15 protein-coding genes are annotated in these 14,907 nt (G+C 56.6%); 11 read left to right on the plus strand and 4 right to left on the minus strand.

Translation table 11 applies throughout. The annotated features are described in order from the left end of the window. The first annotated feature begins 14 nt into the window (after positions 1-14). From J4P41_RS00105 to J4P41_RS00135, 7 genes are all read left to right on the plus strand, one after another. Positions 15-1,037: a FecCD family ABC transporter permease gene (locus J4P41_RS00105; protein WP_426065685.1), complete on the plus strand. Its 1,023-nt coding sequence runs from the start codon at positions 15-17 to the stop codon at positions 1,035-1,037. Beyond that, complete coding sequence (locus J4P41_RS00110; RefSeq protein WP_426065686.1) at positions 1,034-1,816, plus strand: ABC transporter ATP-binding protein; 783 nt, start codon at positions 1,034-1,036, stop codon at positions 1,814-1,816. The genes J4P41_RS00105 and J4P41_RS00110 overlap by 4 nt, the downstream gene beginning before the upstream one ends. After that, positions 1,813-2,769 (plus strand): ABC transporter substrate-binding protein, encoded by a 957-nt coding sequence (locus tag J4P41_RS00115; protein WP_426065687.1) that lies wholly within the window; start codon positions 1,813-1,815, stop codon positions 2,767-2,769. Before J4P41_RS00110 ends, J4P41_RS00115 begins: the two co-directional genes overlap by 4 nt. 84 nt (positions 2,770-2,853) lie before the next feature. Beyond that, positions 2,854-5,001: a beta-N-acetylhexosaminidase gene (locus tag J4P41_RS00120; protein ID WP_426065688.1), complete on the plus strand. Its 2,148-nt coding sequence runs from the start codon at positions 2,854-2,856 to the stop codon at positions 4,999-5,001. 283 nt (positions 5,002-5,284) lie between these two features. Continuing rightward, on the plus strand, positions 5,285-6,211 hold the full coding sequence (locus J4P41_RS00125) for an ArsR/SmtB family transcription factor (protein WP_426065689.1): 927 nt from the start codon (positions 5,285-5,287) through the stop codon (positions 6,209-6,211). Between the two features lie 30 nt (positions 6,212-6,241). Continuing rightward, complete coding sequence (metF, locus tag J4P41_RS00130) at positions 6,242-7,108, plus strand: methylenetetrahydrofolate reductase [NAD(P)H] (RefSeq protein ID WP_426065690.1); 867 nt, start codon at positions 6,242-6,244, stop codon at positions 7,106-7,108. Between the two features lie 46 nt (positions 7,109-7,154). Beyond that, positions 7,155-7,820 carry an HAD family hydrolase gene (locus tag J4P41_RS00135; protein ID WP_211567713.1) on the plus strand — a complete coding sequence of 222 codons (666 nt, stop codon included), beginning with the start codon at positions 7,155-7,157 and terminating at the stop codon, positions 7,818-7,820. 25 nt (positions 7,821-7,845) lie between these two features. Here J4P41_RS00135 and J4P41_RS00140 read toward each other — a convergent pair whose 3' ends face one another. The 4 genes from J4P41_RS00140 to J4P41_RS00155 all read right to left on the minus strand — a co-directional run bounded on the left by J4P41_RS00140 (position 7,846) and on the right by J4P41_RS00155 (position 10,500). Continuing rightward, the gene (locus J4P41_RS00140; protein WP_034880995.1) at positions 7,846-8,928 is read right to left on the minus strand and encodes a LacI family DNA-binding transcriptional regulator; all 1,083 of its coding nucleotides are present in this window, start codon (positions 8,926-8,928) and stop codon (positions 7,846-7,848) included. 144 nt (positions 8,929-9,072) lie between these two features. Beyond that, positions 9,073-9,336 (minus strand): hypothetical protein, encoded by a 264-nt coding sequence (locus tag J4P41_RS00145; RefSeq protein ID WP_408871196.1) that lies wholly within the window; start codon positions 9,334-9,336, stop codon positions 9,073-9,075. 115 nt (positions 9,337-9,451) lie between these two features. Further along, positions 9,452-9,859 carry an ArsR/SmtB family transcription factor gene (locus J4P41_RS00150; protein ID WP_211567709.1) on the minus strand — a complete coding sequence of 136 codons (408 nt, stop codon included), beginning with the start codon at positions 9,857-9,859 and terminating at the stop codon, positions 9,452-9,454. Beyond that, positions 9,856-10,500, minus strand: coding sequence for a peroxiredoxin (locus J4P41_RS00155; protein ID WP_023944745.1), 645 nt, complete (start codon positions 10,498-10,500; stop codon positions 9,856-9,858). Before J4P41_RS00155 ends, J4P41_RS00150 begins: the two co-directional genes overlap by 4 nt. A gap of 104 nt (positions 10,501-10,604) precedes the next feature. On the opposite strand from J4P41_RS00155, the gene J4P41_RS00160 reads away from it, so the two are divergent. From J4P41_RS00160 to J4P41_RS00175, 4 genes are all read left to right on the plus strand, one after another. Beyond that, positions 10,605-11,531: an MBL fold metallo-hydrolase gene (locus J4P41_RS00160; RefSeq protein ID WP_426065691.1), complete on the plus strand. Its 927-nt coding sequence runs from the start codon at positions 10,605-10,607 to the stop codon at positions 11,529-11,531. Between the two features lie 44 nt (positions 11,532-11,575). Beyond that, on the plus strand, positions 11,576-13,261 hold the full coding sequence (locus tag J4P41_RS00165) for a TIGR01244 family sulfur transferase (RefSeq protein ID WP_426065692.1): 1,686 nt from the start codon (positions 11,576-11,578) through the stop codon (positions 13,259-13,261). A 15-nt stretch (positions 13,262-13,276) separates the two neighbouring features. Continuing rightward, entirely contained in the window at positions 13,277-14,044 is a 768-nt protein-coding gene (locus J4P41_RS00170) for a sulfite exporter TauE/SafE family protein (RefSeq protein WP_426065693.1), read from the plus strand. A 290-nt stretch (positions 14,045-14,334) separates the two neighbouring features. Further along, positions 14,335-14,880 (plus strand): cupin domain-containing protein, encoded by a 546-nt coding sequence (locus J4P41_RS00175; RefSeq protein WP_211567704.1) that lies wholly within the window; start codon positions 14,335-14,337, stop codon positions 14,878-14,880. The last annotated feature ends 27 nt before the right edge of the window (positions 14,881-14,907 follow it).

The following is a 14,907-nucleotide window of genomic DNA, read 5'->3' on the forward strand; positions in this document are numbered from 1 at the left end:
GGGACATATCTCGCGTGAAAGGGCGCCTCATTTCCATTCGTCCGGCCTTTATTCGTAGTCTTTCGATCGCAGTGCTTGTTCTGGTAGTCCTGTTGGGCTTGTGCTGGGGACGGTACCCCCTGTCTCCCACGCGTGTGGCGGTCGTTCTTGGCAGACTGCTGCATGTGTGTGGCGGGTCTGACCCGATTGCAGATGCTGTCATCTGGCAGGTGCGCCTTCCGCGTGTTCTGGCTGGATTTCTGGTTGGAAGTGCTTTGTCCTGCGGTGGGGCGACGTTTCAGGCCGTTCTGCGAAATCCGCTCGTCTCGCCGGATATTCTTGGTGTTCTGAGTGGATCAGCATTTGGGGCTGCTCTGGTGATCGTGATGGGTGGTTCGCCCGTTCTGATCCAACTTGGGGCATTCTGTGGTGGCCTGGCAGCGGTGAGTGCCGGTCTTTCCATTTCCCGTTTGCTGCCGCAAGGGGGACTTCTGACACTGTTAATGGGCGGCTTGATCGCCAATGCAGTCTTCACCGCTCTGCTGTCCCTTGTGAAATATACGGCTGATCCGATGGATCAGTTGCCCGCTGTTGTGAACTGGCTTCTGGGCACGTTGTCCCAGACGGGCTGGGCGGAACTCTCCTGGCTGACAGTCCCGGTTCTTGCTCTGGTCACGGTCCTGATTCTTTTGTCTCCGTTGCTGGATGTTCTGTCTCTGGGGGATGACGAGGCTCGAAGTCTTGGTGTGTCCGTTCAGGTCATGCGCCCGGTGATCATCCTTCTGGCAACGCTGGTCTGTGCCATGACGATTTCCATGGCGGGGATTATCGGCTGGGTGGGGCTTCTGGTGCCGCATGTGGCGCGGATGCTGGCGGGGGCGGAGCATCGGAACATGATGCCGGTCTGCGCGCTTCTCGGAGCCGCAGGGCTTATTCTGGCGGATACTGTCGCCCGCTCCCTGACATCGGGAGAAGTGCCGCTCGGGATCATGACCGAGCTTTTTGGCGCTCTGGCCTTTGTTCTGGTGCTGCGACGCCTGCGGGGAGAAGGCGTATGACGGAGGTGTTCCTGTCCTGCGAGGGTGTCACGTTGAAGCGTCTCGGACGCCCGGCTGTGCTTGACGGAATTACGCTGACGTTTCGTCGTGGAGAACTGGTTGGACTGCTGGGCCTGAATGGCGCGGGAAAAAGTACGCTTCTGCGTATTCTGATGGGATTGCTGAAGCCGACATCCGGTACGGTTCATCTGGAGGGGCGTCTGCTGCCGTCTTTTCGTTCAACGGATGTGGCGCGGCGACTGGCGTATGTGCCGCAGGCCCATGCGGCGGTTTTTCCCTACACGGTGCGGCGGATGGTTGAGCTTGGACGTGTTCCGTATCACGGCATTGCCGGACGGTTGGGGCCAGACGATCAGCGGAAAGTCGATGCTGCGCTGGAGCGGCTGGGCCTGTGTGCCTTGGCGGATCGACCGGTGACGGAGCTGTCTGGCGGAGAACGGCAGCGCGTTGTTCTGGCACGGGCTTTGGCGCAGGAAGCCGTCGGGCTGCTGCTTGATGAGCCGATGACAGGTCTGGATTATGGTCATCAGGTCAGGTTGATGAGATTGCTGGCAGAGTTGGCGTCAGAGGGACATCTCGTTTTTCTGACATCGCATCGGCCGGAAGAGTTTTTTTCGTCTGGAAGTCGCGCGCTTGTTCTGGATGGGGGCCATATCGTTGCAGATGGTCCGCCTGAGCAGATTGTGACGGCAGAACGGATGTCCCGCCTTTACGGTGTGCCGCTGGCGCAGATCGATCATGCCGGGAAACGGTTTTTCCACCATGAGGAGAATACATGATGACACTGTCTCGACTGTTCGGGGGGCTTCTGAGCCTCTCCCTCATGGCGACAACAGCTTACGCGTCACCCCCGACACGGATTGTGGAAGGATGGTACGCGCATAATGCGACGCTCATCATGCTGGGGGCGCAGGATCACATCGTGGCAACCGTGGCCAAGCCCTCGATCATGCCCTGGATGTTTAAACTGGTGCCGTCTCTGTCAAAGGCCCAACCCCTGGAGCCCGGCAATCTGAACGGTGAAGAGCTGCTGCGTCTTGATCCGGATCTGGTGTTCGTGACGGCATCCGGGCATTCGGCTGATGCGCTTGCAAAGGTGGGGCTGCATGTCGTGCCCGAAGGGTTTGATCGTTTCGTCGGTCTTCTGGAGTGTGTGGACGGAACGGCGACCCTGCTTCAGACGCCTCTGGCCACCAAGCGGGCGCAGGCTTATCGCGTTGCATTTCTGAAAGCAGTCTCGCAGGCTGCCACCAATCCGCAAGGCCCACGCGTTCTCCATATTGAATCGCTCAAACCGCTGCGTGTGGATGGCGATCAGAGCATCATTGATCAGTGGATCCGGTCTGCGGGAGGGCGGAATGCCGCTATTGGCGTTCATGGAAACAAGCAGCCGGTCTCAATCGAGCAGATCCTGTCCTGGAATCCGGACATTATTATAGTCGGTGCCAATGCGGGTGATCCGACGCAGCTTGCCAGTGATGGCGTGTGGTCCCAGCTTGCGGCGGTGAAAGCGGGGCGTGTCTATCGCAATCCGGCCGGAATTTTTCCATGGGACCGGTATAGCCCTGAACTGCTTCTGCAGGTTGATTGGGCGCGACAGATTGTTCAGACCGGTCATGTGGATAAGGCTGGAATGATCACGAAAATGCAGGACTTTTACCGACAGTTCTACGGCATCACGCTTCGTGCTGAGGATGCAAAACGAATGCTGGCCGCCCTGCCACCGGAATGAAAACGGTAAAAAGCACTCAAAAAGATTGCTGATTCGATCAGAATCGTTTCAGATATTGATTCGAAACTGCAAGGAAACTCTCGGATGACCCGGACCTCCTCTTTCCCTAACAGCTCTTTTTGGAAAAAAGCATGTCTGGGTGCTGTTCTCCTGGCTGGTACGGCCTTTGGTGGGATGGCGCAGGCAGCACCCGTGCTCATGCCGGTCCCTCAGACTGTTTCAGCGTCCAATGGCGTCAGCGCTCTTTCGGGAGGCGTTCGGATCGTCTGGGATACGCAGGCTTCTCCGCTTCTGCAACGCGCGGCAGCCCGCTTCACGATGCGTCTTGAGGCTCTCGCCGGGCCTGCGGGGCAGGGGAAACCTTATGTGCTGCATATCAGCGCAGGCCATGATCCCGCCTATCTCACCACGTCGACCAAAGAGCATTATGCTCTGACCACGTCAGCGGATGGAGCGCATCTTGAGGCCGATGGCCCGGCGGGTGTCGTTTATGGACTGGCGACGTTCCTTCAGCTTGTTCACAGGACGTCTGATGGTGCGGTCGTAGAGCGGTTGCATATTGATGATGCTCCCCGCTTTGCATGGCGTGGTTTGCTCCTGGATGTGTCCCGTCATTTTGCGTCGGTCGAAGCCGTCAAGCGCCAGCTTGATGCCATGGAGCTTCTGAAGCTCAATGTTCTGCACTGGCATCTGAATGACGGTACCGGCTTCCGCGTGGAGAGCCATGTTTTCCCGAAGCTGACCAGTGTTGGGTCTCACGGGCAGTATTATACGCAGGCTCAGATCCGGGACGTCGTGGCATATGCTGCGGATCGTGGCATCCGCATTGTTCCTGAGTTTGATGTTCCCGGTCACGCACTGGCTGTTCTGCAAGCCTATCCGGAACTGGCGGCCCAGCCGTTGCCGGACGTTAATGCCGTGGGTGAGAACCTGAACAACCCGGCAATGGACCCGACCAACCCCAAGACGCTGAAATTCATCCGTGCGCTCTATGCGGAAATGGAGACGCTCTTCCCGGATCATTATTTCCATTCGGGGGGCGATGAAGTTCTCGGCACGCAGTGGACGAATAATCCGAAGATCGCGGCTTACATGAAGGCGCACGGCTATGCGGATGCGCCGGCTCTTCAGGCTGCGTTTACGGCGCAGGTCGAGAAGATCCTGTCCAGCCAGGGACGTGTCATGATGGGTTGGGACGAGGTCAGCGAAGCGCCCATCCCAAAGAATGTTGTTGTTGAGGGGTGGCGCGGCTCCAAATGGACGGGGTCTGCCACGCAGGCTGGTCATCCGGTCGTGGTGTCTTCCGGCTATTATCTTGATTTGCTGACGCCATCGCGCACGCATTATGCGGTTGATCCGTATGACACGAAGGCGAATGGTATTACGCCATCAGAGGTGGAGGAGACGCATCCTCACATCACTCCGCTGATGGACGCTTTCCTCCAGGACCCAAACGCAGCTCCGCTGACCGATGAGCAGAAGAAGCTGGTTCTCGGTGCAGAAGGCGCCTTGTGGACGGAAATTGTTTCCGAAAACATGCTGGACGCCCGTCTGTGGCCTCGGACTGCTGCTCTGGCGGAGCGGTTCTGGTCTCCTGAGAGCGTGCGGGATGTGGATGATCTGGAGCGTCGCCTGCCTGTCATCATGGGGGAGCTTCAGGCAACCGGTCTGCAGGCCACGCAGCATGAGAATGGTCTGAAAGAAGCGCTGGCTCCAGGGCATACTGGTCCGCTTTCCACTTTTCTGGAAACCGTTGTTCCGGTGCGGAACTATGCTCTGAACCGTCTGGCGTCCAAGAGTGGAGATGCCATGCTGTCTGCTCCGGTGGCGATTGCCGATCCGGATGCGTTTGAAGCCAAACGTTTCAACAGCATGGTCAAGCGGTATCTGGCCGGTGAGAAAAGCCTGAAGGCACCCTTGAAAGCCATGCTGACGGCGTGGTCCTCCAATGATGAAGCTTTTTCCGCCATCGCCAAGGATGTGCCCGCCCTTGAGGAAGTGACGCCTGTGTCCCATGCGGTTGCAGCGCTTTCCAATGCAGGACTGAATGTTCTGAACGGTGCTTCCGGGACGGCATGGCGTCTGGATGCGGAGCATCTGATCGCGGCGCAGGATGAGTTCTTCCATAATTCGTCGAACCACATCCTGTCCATGAAGCGTGAGCAGCCCCCGGGTGGTCTGTTGATTGCAATTCTGCCCGGGATCAAAGCGCTCGTCGAAAGCAAGAACTGACACCGTCTGGTCATGCCCTGTTGTTCTGGGGCATGACTTTTTCGTCTTGTTTGGCTTGCCCGCAACTGGATATTTTTGCGGAATTGGTGGGGAAAATTACCTCATTTACGAGCGCATGTAGCGGGCTGCCGCAATCATGTTGATGAGGGCCGCTGTCTTCTTAGCCAAACCGAATGCGTGAACATCCGGCATGGAACCATGACAGGCCTTATGACTGCCGCATATTCTGGAAAAGGGTTAGTAGCTCTTGTTCATATAAAGAACTCCTTATATGTAAATCGTTATGGAGCAGGCACTTACCATTTTTCAGGCTTTGGCAGACATGACACGTCTGCGGATTCTGGCCCTGCTGCATGAAATGGAACTGTCCATTGGGGAAGTGGCTCAGGTTCTCAGGCAAAGCCAGCCCCGCGTGTCACGGCATGTCAAAATCCTTGCTGATGCGGGGTTGATCGAGCGTCGCAAGGAAGGAAGCTGGGTGTTTCTGACGCTAGGGACGCCGGAAATCCTTGAGCCTGTTTTCATGGCGCTGGATCGTTGGACGGTGAGGGAGCCGGCAGAAATTCGGGCAGATCGTATTTGCTTGCAGGCCATTCGGGATGTTCGTGCCATTGCTGCGGAAGACTGGTTTGAAACCCATGCCGCCGAGTGGGACGCGCTGCGCTCTCTGCATGTGTCCGAGCAGGAAGTTGAAGCCGCTATTGTGAAGATGCTCTCAGCCTCTCCGATTGATCGGCTCGTGGATATCGGTACTGGGACCGGTCGTATGATGGAGTTGCTGGGAAGCGGCGCCCGAACCGTTATCGGGTTTGACCGTAGTCCGGCTATGCTGCGGCTGGCACGAACCAAGCTTGCGGAAGCCGGTCTGGAACACGCCGATCTGCGGCAGGGAGATTTTCAGGCTCTTCCCTTACCAGAGCACTCTGCGGATGCCGCGATCATGCATCAGGTTCTGCATTACGCGCAGCACCCCGCTGCTGTGATTGCAGAAGCCGCACGCATTCTGGACGTCAATGGTCGGCTGCTGATTGTCGACTTTGCCTCTCATAACCGAGAAGAACTTCGCACGCGGGACGCGCATGTTCGTCTCGGGTTCACGGATTCCCAGATGGCGGCATGGTTTCATGCCGCCGGTTTACTCCCCGCGGAGACGGTTGCTCTTGAAGGCGAACTGACGGTCAAACTCTGGCTTGGCCAACGTCCTAACTGATTTCAAATATTGAACTAAGGAGCTGGCGTGATGGCCGCACAGTCAGGGCCTCTGCCCGCAATTTCGTTCGAGTTTTTCCCCGCAAAGTCGGAGAAGGCAGCCGCTACGCTGTTGGAGAACGCAAAAACGCTTGCTGCTTTTGGCCCGCAGTTCATGTCCGTGACGTATGGGGCGGGCGGTTCAACACGGGACCGCACATTAGCCACCTTAAAAGATATGGTTCGGGAAACTGGCGCGCCCATGGCAGGGCATTTGACCTGTGTGGGAGCCTCCAGAGACGAGGTCGATGCCGTGGCCCGGGCATACTGGGATGCTGGTGTGAAGCACATCGTGGCCCTGCGTGGTGATCCGCCGCCGTCAGCCGGGGGCGTGTATGAGCCTCATCCGGAAGGCTACGCGGGGGCTGTGGATCTGGTGCGCGGACTGAAGGAGATTGCGCCGTTCGAAATTTCCGTGGCGGCGTATCCGGAAACACATCCTGCAGCGTTCAGCCCTCAGGCGGATCTGGAACATCTGCGGGCGAAAATTGATGCTGGCGCGGACCGGGCTCTAACACAGTTTTTCTTTGAAGCGGACACATTCTTACGCTTCCGGGACCGGGCGGCTGCCGTTGGAATCGAGCAGCCGATTGTGCCGGGTATTCTCCCCGTGGGAAGTGCTGCACAGGCGTGGAAATTTGCCGAGATGTGCGGTGCAAACGTGCCGAGGTGGATCCGCGACCTGTTTGATGGGCTGGATGAGACGCCACAGACGCGGGCTCTTGTGGCTGCGACCATTGCTGATCGTTTGTGCCAGACTTTGAGGGCCGAGGGTGTAGAGCAGTTCCACTTCTACACGTTGAATCATGCAGATACGGCATCCGCTCTCTGCCGCCTGCTTGGGCGTCGTCCCCTTTGAAAAAGTGGGGGCTGGATTTCCAGCCTAAACGGGGTGACAAAAGGGAATGACACGATTCCCGATCATCCTTCTCGACTACGATGGTACGCTGGCGGAAACGCAGCCGGCCATTCTTCGCAGCCTGAAAGAAGCCTTCGAGGCCAGTGGTTACGACAGTCCTGCCCCTGATACTCTCAAGGCGGAACTGTCGAAGGGCGGGACGCTTCAGACGCTTTTTCAGGCTATCGTTCCGGACAGTGAAGACGAAGATGCCGGGGCATTTGTCCGGCATTACCGTGCCAGTTATCCAAGGGCCGATCAGGAAGAAACGGTTCTGTTCGATGGGGTGAAGCCGGTTCTGGAAGCTCTGAAGGGAAAGGGCGCAACACTTGTTGTGCTGAGTAACAAGCATGCGCCGACAGTCCATAAAAGCATTGAGCGTTTTGGCCTGTCGCGCTGGTTCAGTGGCGTTATAGGCTCAGAGCCGCAATATCCCCATAAACCTGATCCCCGCGTCATGACGGATCGGGTGCGGCCCCTGTTCCCGGAAGCGGATTCTGCCGAATTCCTGATGGTGGGAGATACGCTGGCGGATCTGACCTTCGCCCGCAATACGGGTATCGCCTCCTGCTGGGCGAGTTATGGTCATGGTGCCGCGCAGCCCTGTATTGATCTCAGACCGGATTACCGGATTGATCGCGTTGCCGATCTTCTGAACGTCGTCAGCCTGTAACGGGGAGGCTCAGCCCCTGAAAGGCTCAGCCTTGGGGGGCTGGGCCAATACTGCCGCGCTTCACGAGTTCTGTTTTGAGAATGACATTCTGACGGCCGTCCTGCTGCATCAGAAGGCGAACGGCTTCCGTGCCCTTTTGCTCATGGGGCTGGCGGATTGTGCTCAGATCTGCGGTCGCTGCGGCGGGAATATCGTCAAAACCAAAAATTGACACATCCTGCGGAATACTCAGCCCTGCCGCGCGAATGGTCTTCATGGCGCCGATCGCGACACGATCGCTCATCGCGAGGATCGCTGTGGGGCGCTCGGGGCGGTTGATGAGAAAACGGGCGCCTTCTGCGCCAGCCTCTTCGGAATTGATGGGAATTTCCCAAGCCGGAACAGTCTCGGGAGCAATCCCGGCTTCCTGAAGAGCAGTCAGGTATCCCTCCAGGCGCATGGCGATCGTACTGTGTGCGATGTTGGCCCGGCGTTTTGCTGTCAGGATACCAAAATAATCGTCATGAGCCGTCTTGAGAGACAGGATGCCAAAGCTGCGATGGCCAAGCTCCAGAAGCGTTTTGGCGGCTTTGTAGGCAGCATCCCGGTCATCAATGCCAACATACGGGACGCCATCAAGCCTTGGCTGATCGACGACAACCAGTGGGACATTGCGTTGCTGAGCCATCATGACGCAGCGGCTGTCAGGGGCGACGGAGTACAGGATGTATCCATCAACAGCAGCATTGCCCAATGAAACCGGCGTATTCATGTTACGAAGGCTGCTGCCAGCGGAGATCAGTGCCAGATCTGTTTCAAGCTCGTTACAGCTTTTGGCTACGCCATTCAGAACGGTCAGGACGGCCGGGTCGGAGAAGGCGTAGGGGAGATCTTCGCTGAAAAGAAACCCGAGCGCACCCGAATGTCCTGTCGCAAGCTGCTTGGCTGCCGGATCGGGGCCTGTGTAACCCATCTCCTGTGCCGCTGCGAAAATCTTCTCACGCAGCGCGGCAGACAACTGACCGGGGCGAATATAGGCATTGGAGACTGTCGTGTGAGACACCCCGACCTGTGCTGCTACATCCTTGAGGGTAACTTTGCGGCGGCCGTGCTGACGGGTGGTTTTCATACGCTGTCCAATAATGAAAACGGATCTTTCACGCAATCCTGCGGGGTGTTGCGCTGACCCGTCAGGGCTAAGACCCTGAAAACAAATATTAGCCTGCGGAGGCCCATTCCGTCTTCACAATTACGACAGCACAATCTGGAAAGCTCATTCTTTGGGTTTGGAGGTGGTGCTGGCCTTCTTGGCGGGGGGATCGAACATGGCACGGCATTTGGGGGTAAGCTGATCCAGCTTTTTCTTCATGCAGGCCGTGATCTTGGCTTCATTCGGGATGGCAAAGGTGCAGAGCCGAATGGCATCTCCCTGACAGGCCTGTTTCTGCTCGTCGCGTGTCGCAGCGTGGGCGGACCCAAGGATCAGTCCGGCCATGCAGGTCAGTGTCATCAGGGAACGGGTTGGATAGCAGGTCATGAGCCATCTCCTTTTTGATGTAAAAGCGTCCGGCGAGAGAAGGGGTTTCCGGCCTGATGATTTGTTCGTCAAGAAAATGACAGGGATACATTCAGTGACCGCAAACAGCCTTGATTCAGACGGACCGGGGCAAGGGGCGAATGATACGGGCAAATCGTGCGCCATCCTGTGATGCCGCCTGAATATTCGTTTTGCGCAGGGGGGTTGCTGCAGACGGCGCTACGGCCTGGCCGTCCTGCCGAAGGGTCATCAGGAGTATCCGGGCCCGGGCAGCGTCGGGTGTGTCGGCCATGCAGTAACTGATGGCCCGCGATTCACGCTGAGACTCAATCAGGCCGCTGCGACGTAGCGTGCCCAGGTGCTGGCTCAGTGTCGGCTGCCCGATTCCTGTCATGCTTTCGATTTCGCTGACGGCATGAGGTCCATCCAGCAAAGCAGAAAGGATCGTCAGGCGTTGAGGTTGTGCGAGGAGGCGCAGCCACTCTGCAAGATTGCGGCTTTCTTCAAGGGCAAGCAGGGTCATGGGCGAGGCTTTTTCGGTTGAAGGAACCAGCTTGGTCCGGCTTTTAGAACGGCTTCCTGTGTCTGAAGCGGGGGGGCAATGGCTGGTTCGCCTGGTTGCCACCCTTCAGGGGTCAGGATGTTTGACCGGTCGACTTCCTGCAGGGCGCAGAGAGTGCGCTGAAGCTCTGCTACCGAACGTCCGACGCTGGCGGGATAGGTCAGGATCGTGCGGATGATCCCTGTTGGATCAATGAAGAAAACTGATCGGACCGTGGCGCTGCTCTGCGCCTGCACATCCATCATGCCGTAGGCGCGGGCCACTTCCAGGGAAGGGTCTTCCACAATCGGGAAGGGAACACGCACGTTGTACTGTTCTTCAATAGCGGACACCCAAGCCAGATGTGAGGGCAGACTGTCTGCGGACAATCCGAGTAGAACACAGTCCCGTTCCCGGAAGGCAGGTTCCTGTTTGGAAAAGGTAATGAACTCGCTTGTGCAGACCGGGGTGAAGTCCGCCGGATGGGCAAATAGCAGAACCCAGCGTCCGCGCAGGGCGCTCAGAACGAATTCGCCATGCGTCGTACGAGCAGTGAAATCAGGAGCTTCATCCCCGATGCGCAGTGTAGGGAAGGGAAGGTCTTCTGTATTGAGGCCTGTCATGGTGCTGTTCCAGCTTATCCGGATCTTGACGCAAGATAGTTAATGACTTTATTAAATCAATAATAAATTTCTTGGAAACGATAAACTCCAGAGGTGAAAACGTCATGTGCGATGCTGCCATTAAAGCTGCGACCGCCCAAATCAGACGTGTGCAGAACGGTGAGGTTCCATCTCCGGTAGTTTGCACGTTCTTTGACGAAGCCACAAACACCGCTAGTCATGTCGTTCACTGCCCAGTAACGCACCGGGCTGCAATCATCGACAGCGTGCTCGACTATGATGCCGCTGCTGGCCGCACATCCAACGGATCTGCACAGGTGATTGTGGACTATGTCCGCCGCGAAGGGCTGACGGTGGATTGGCAGCTTGAAACCCATGCACACGCCGATCATCTGTCGGCAGCCCCATGGTTACAGGAGCAGCTTGGCGGAAAACTGGGAATTGGTGCGGACATTATTCGCGTCCAGAATGTTTTCGGCAAGATTTTCAATGCTGGAACACGCTTCGCTCGCGATGGGTCCCAGTTTGATCGACTGTTCAAGGACGGCGAGACTTTCTTGCTTGGTGAAATTCCCGTTACGGTTTTGCACGTCCCTGGCCACACCCCCGCTGATATGGCGTTTATTATCGGAAATTCCGCTTTTGTGGGGGATACGATTTTCATGCCAGATTTCGGGACTGCTCGTGCGGATTTTCCGGGGGGCGATGCCCGTCAGCTTTTCCAGTCCATTCGTCGTTTGTTGTCTTTGCCGCCAGAAACGCGCCTTTTTCTCTGTCATGACTACAAAGCGCCCGGCCGCGAAGATTATGCATGGCTGACGACGGTTGCCCTCGAACGTGAGTGCAATATCCACGTTCATGATGGCATCAGTGAAGACGAGTTCGTGTCCATGCGTACGACGCGAGATGCCACACTGGCGATGCCAAAACTGCTGATGCCGTCCGTACAGGTCAACATGCGTGGCGGGCATATGCCCGAGCCGGAAGCAGACGGCATCAGCTACATCAAAATTCCCGTCAACCGCCTCTGAGCGGACCCTGTTTTTCCAGTTTCACTGTCACCGGAGAGGTCGCCATGCCGACAAACCATATCACGGAACGCTATGCTGTTTCCCCTCAGGTCGCGCCGCAGGACGTTGCTGTTCTGAAAAGTGAGGGCTTTCGCAGTATCATCTGTTTCCGTCCGGATGGTGAAGCCCCGGACCAGCCGGAAGCCAATCTGGTCGCTGAATCTGCAAAAGCGACGGATATGGCGTTTGTCACCATTCCGATTAAGGCAGGGACTGTGCCTGATGACTCGCAGATTCAGGCAACCCGTGCAGCTTTGACATCCCTGCCAACGCCAATCGTGGGGTATTGTCGCTCTGGCACCCGTGCTGCCCAGATATGGGCTCTGGCAGAGGCTGGTTCTCGTCCGGCCAGTGACATTCTTGCAGATGCCGCGCGTGCCGGGATCGATCTGGGTGGTTTAAAGTCCCGCCTTGAAGCTGTGCCAGCGCCTTCCATGCCGTCGCGCGAGGGGGCTCGTCATTTTCAGGTACTGATAATTGGCGGTGGAGCAGGTGGTTTATCTGTTGCGGCAAGCCTGCTTAAGCGCGATTCCGCTCTTGCTCTAGGGATTGTGGAGCCTTCCGAAGAGCATTTTTATCAGCCAGGCTGGACGCTGGTGGGTGGCGGTGTCTTCAAGGCTGCGCAGACGCGTCGCCATGAACAGGATCTGATTCCGAAGGGCGCGGTCTGGCTAAAGAATGCGGTAGAACTTTTCCGTCCGGAAGCGCGTGAGGTGGTTCTGAAGGACGGGACGGTTCTGTCTTATGATGCCTTGATCGTTGCAACCGGCATTTCCCTGAACTGGGATGCAATTCCCGGCCTTACGGAAACGCTGGGCAAGAACGGTGTCACGTCCAACTACCGCTATGATCTGGCGCCATACACCTGGCAACTGGTGGAGCAACTGAAGGGCGGCAAGGCTATCTTTACGCAGCCTCCGATGCCGATCAAATGTGCTGGTGCCCCGCAGAAAGCCATGTACCTGGCCTGTGACGCATGGCGCCGTCGGGGTGTTCTGAAAAGCATTTCGGTCGATTTCAATACAGCGACGCCAGGCCTGTTTGGTGTAAAGGAATTCGTTCCCGCCCTGATGAATTATGTGCGTGACTATGATATCGCTTTGCATCTTGGCTCCAAGCTGGTTGAGGTGAATGGGCCGGAGCGTATTGCCGTCTTCGAGCGCAAGACGGAAACAGGTGTTGATCGTGTGGAATGTGCGTTCGATATGTTGCATGTCGTTCCGCCTCAAATTTCCCCGAAAGTCGTGCGTGAAAGTGCCATCGCGGGTTCGGACGGGTTCGTGGAGGTTAATCCCGAAACATTGCAGCACGTCCGTTATCCACAGGTCTTTGCCCTTGGAGACGTAATAGGGGCGTCCTGTGCCAAGACGGCTGCGGCCGTGCGTGTTCAGGCTCCGGTTGTGGCAACGAACGTACTGGCCTTCCTGAAGCGCAAGGATCCGGTTTCAGGATATGGCGGCTATGGAGCATGCCCACTGACGGTGGAGAACGGCAAAATCGTTTTGGCTGAGTTCTCCTATGGGGGCAAGCTCGCTCCGACAATGCCGAAATGGCTGCTCAACGGTCAGAAGGCGACCCGTCTGGCCTGGTGGCTGAAGAAATACGTTATGCCCGTTCTGTACTGGAAGGGAATGCTCAAGGGGCATGAGCTTTTTGTCGCTCCCAAGCCTTTGAAATCTGATAAGAAATAATCGTTAGCCAGAGCAATGCATATCGCGATTGAACTGTTCTGTGGCGTCATTATCGGCTTCACGCTTGGATTAATTGGCGGGGGTGGGTCCATCCTCGCTGTGCCTCTGATGGTTTATATGGTGGGGGTAAAAAACCCTCATGTCGCCATTGGAACCAGCGCCATGGCGGTGGCTGTCAACGCATTGGCCGGGCTGGTCAGCCATGCGCGACAGAGAACCGTCAAATGGCGGTGTGCGGCTGTTTTTGCGCCCTTTGGCGTGGTCGGTGCTCTGGTTGGTGCTGCTTTGGGAAAAGAGGTGGATGGCCAGAAGCTGCTTCTGTGCTTTGCCATCCTGATGATTGTCGTGGGTGTCCTGATGCTCCGGGGGCGCCGCAATCCGGGAATTGCAGGGGCTGCCTGCAACCGCGACAACATGCCCAAAGTCATGGCCAGTGGTCTTGGGGCAGGTCTTCTTTCCGGCTTTTTCGGTATTGGAGGTGGGTTCCTGATCGTTCCGTCTCTGGTCGCCTGTACAAGAATGCCTATTCTGAACGCGATTGGAACATCTCTGGTCGCCGTTGCTGCCTTCGGAGCCAGTACGGCTCTGAGCTATATGCTGTCAGGCTATGTTGACTGGGTTATGGGTGCGCTCTTTGTGATCGGAGGCGTTGTAGGCAGTACACTTGGAACGTCTGTGGCACGTCGTCTGGCCGGGGCGGGCAGTACCTTAACCACGTTCTTTGCAGGCGTTATCTTTGTCGTTGCGGCCTATATGATCTGGCGGAGTCTTGCGGCTCTTTGACGTGCTTCAAAGAGCGGTTTTGATGTTTGGCTGACCCAGAGCCTGTGCGACTGCATCGGACAGGCTTTTTTTGCGCAAACATCTCAGGAATATGAATTTCGCAATTAAATAAAGTTACTATAAATTATTGCTCGTTTAATCCGTTTCGAGAGATATGCTTGTTTTGAAGAATTTGCGGGGTTCGTAGCTACACCTCTGATCGGCATCTCATTGGCGCAGCGGTCTTTTTCCGTGTTCCATTCCTGAACCGTTATGACATACTGCAAAGACTGTCAGAGCAGGGAGAGCGAATGGTGGCGGATGTTGGTCAGAGACTGCGGCATGTTCGTGTCTCAAAAAATCTATCTCAGCGGGAACTGGCCAAGCGTACGGGTGTCACCAATTCTACAATTTCCCTGATCGAATCAGGCGATATGAACCCCTCAATCGGCACCTTGAAACGCGTGCTTGATGGTATCCCTGTTACGCTGGGAGATTTTTTCAGCTTCCAGACTGAGGGGCATGAGCAATACTTCTATGAGGCCCGGGATCTTACGGAAATTGGGCAGGGGGGCGTCTCATTGCGGCAGGTTGGCAGCAACCTGTTCGGACGTTCGCTTCAGGTTCTGCATGAGCGCTATGAGCCTGCTTCGGATACGGGTGTTGCCTATGCTCACGAAGGGGAAGAGGCAGGCGTCGTTATTCGCGGCCAGGTCGAAATCACTGTAGAGAATCAGACTCATATTCTGGGACCGGGTGATGCGTATTACTTTGACAGCCGTAAGCCTCACCGTTTCCGTTGTATCGGGGAAGCGCCGTGTGAATTGATCAGCGCCTGTACCCCGCCGACGTTCTGATCAAAAAGCTGCTTCAGATAATCGACA

This window comes from Gluconobacter sp. NFX36, from assembly GCF_049887835.1.
Lineage (GTDB): Bacteria > Pseudomonadota > Alphaproteobacteria > Acetobacterales > Acetobacteraceae > Gluconobacter > Gluconobacter japonicus_A.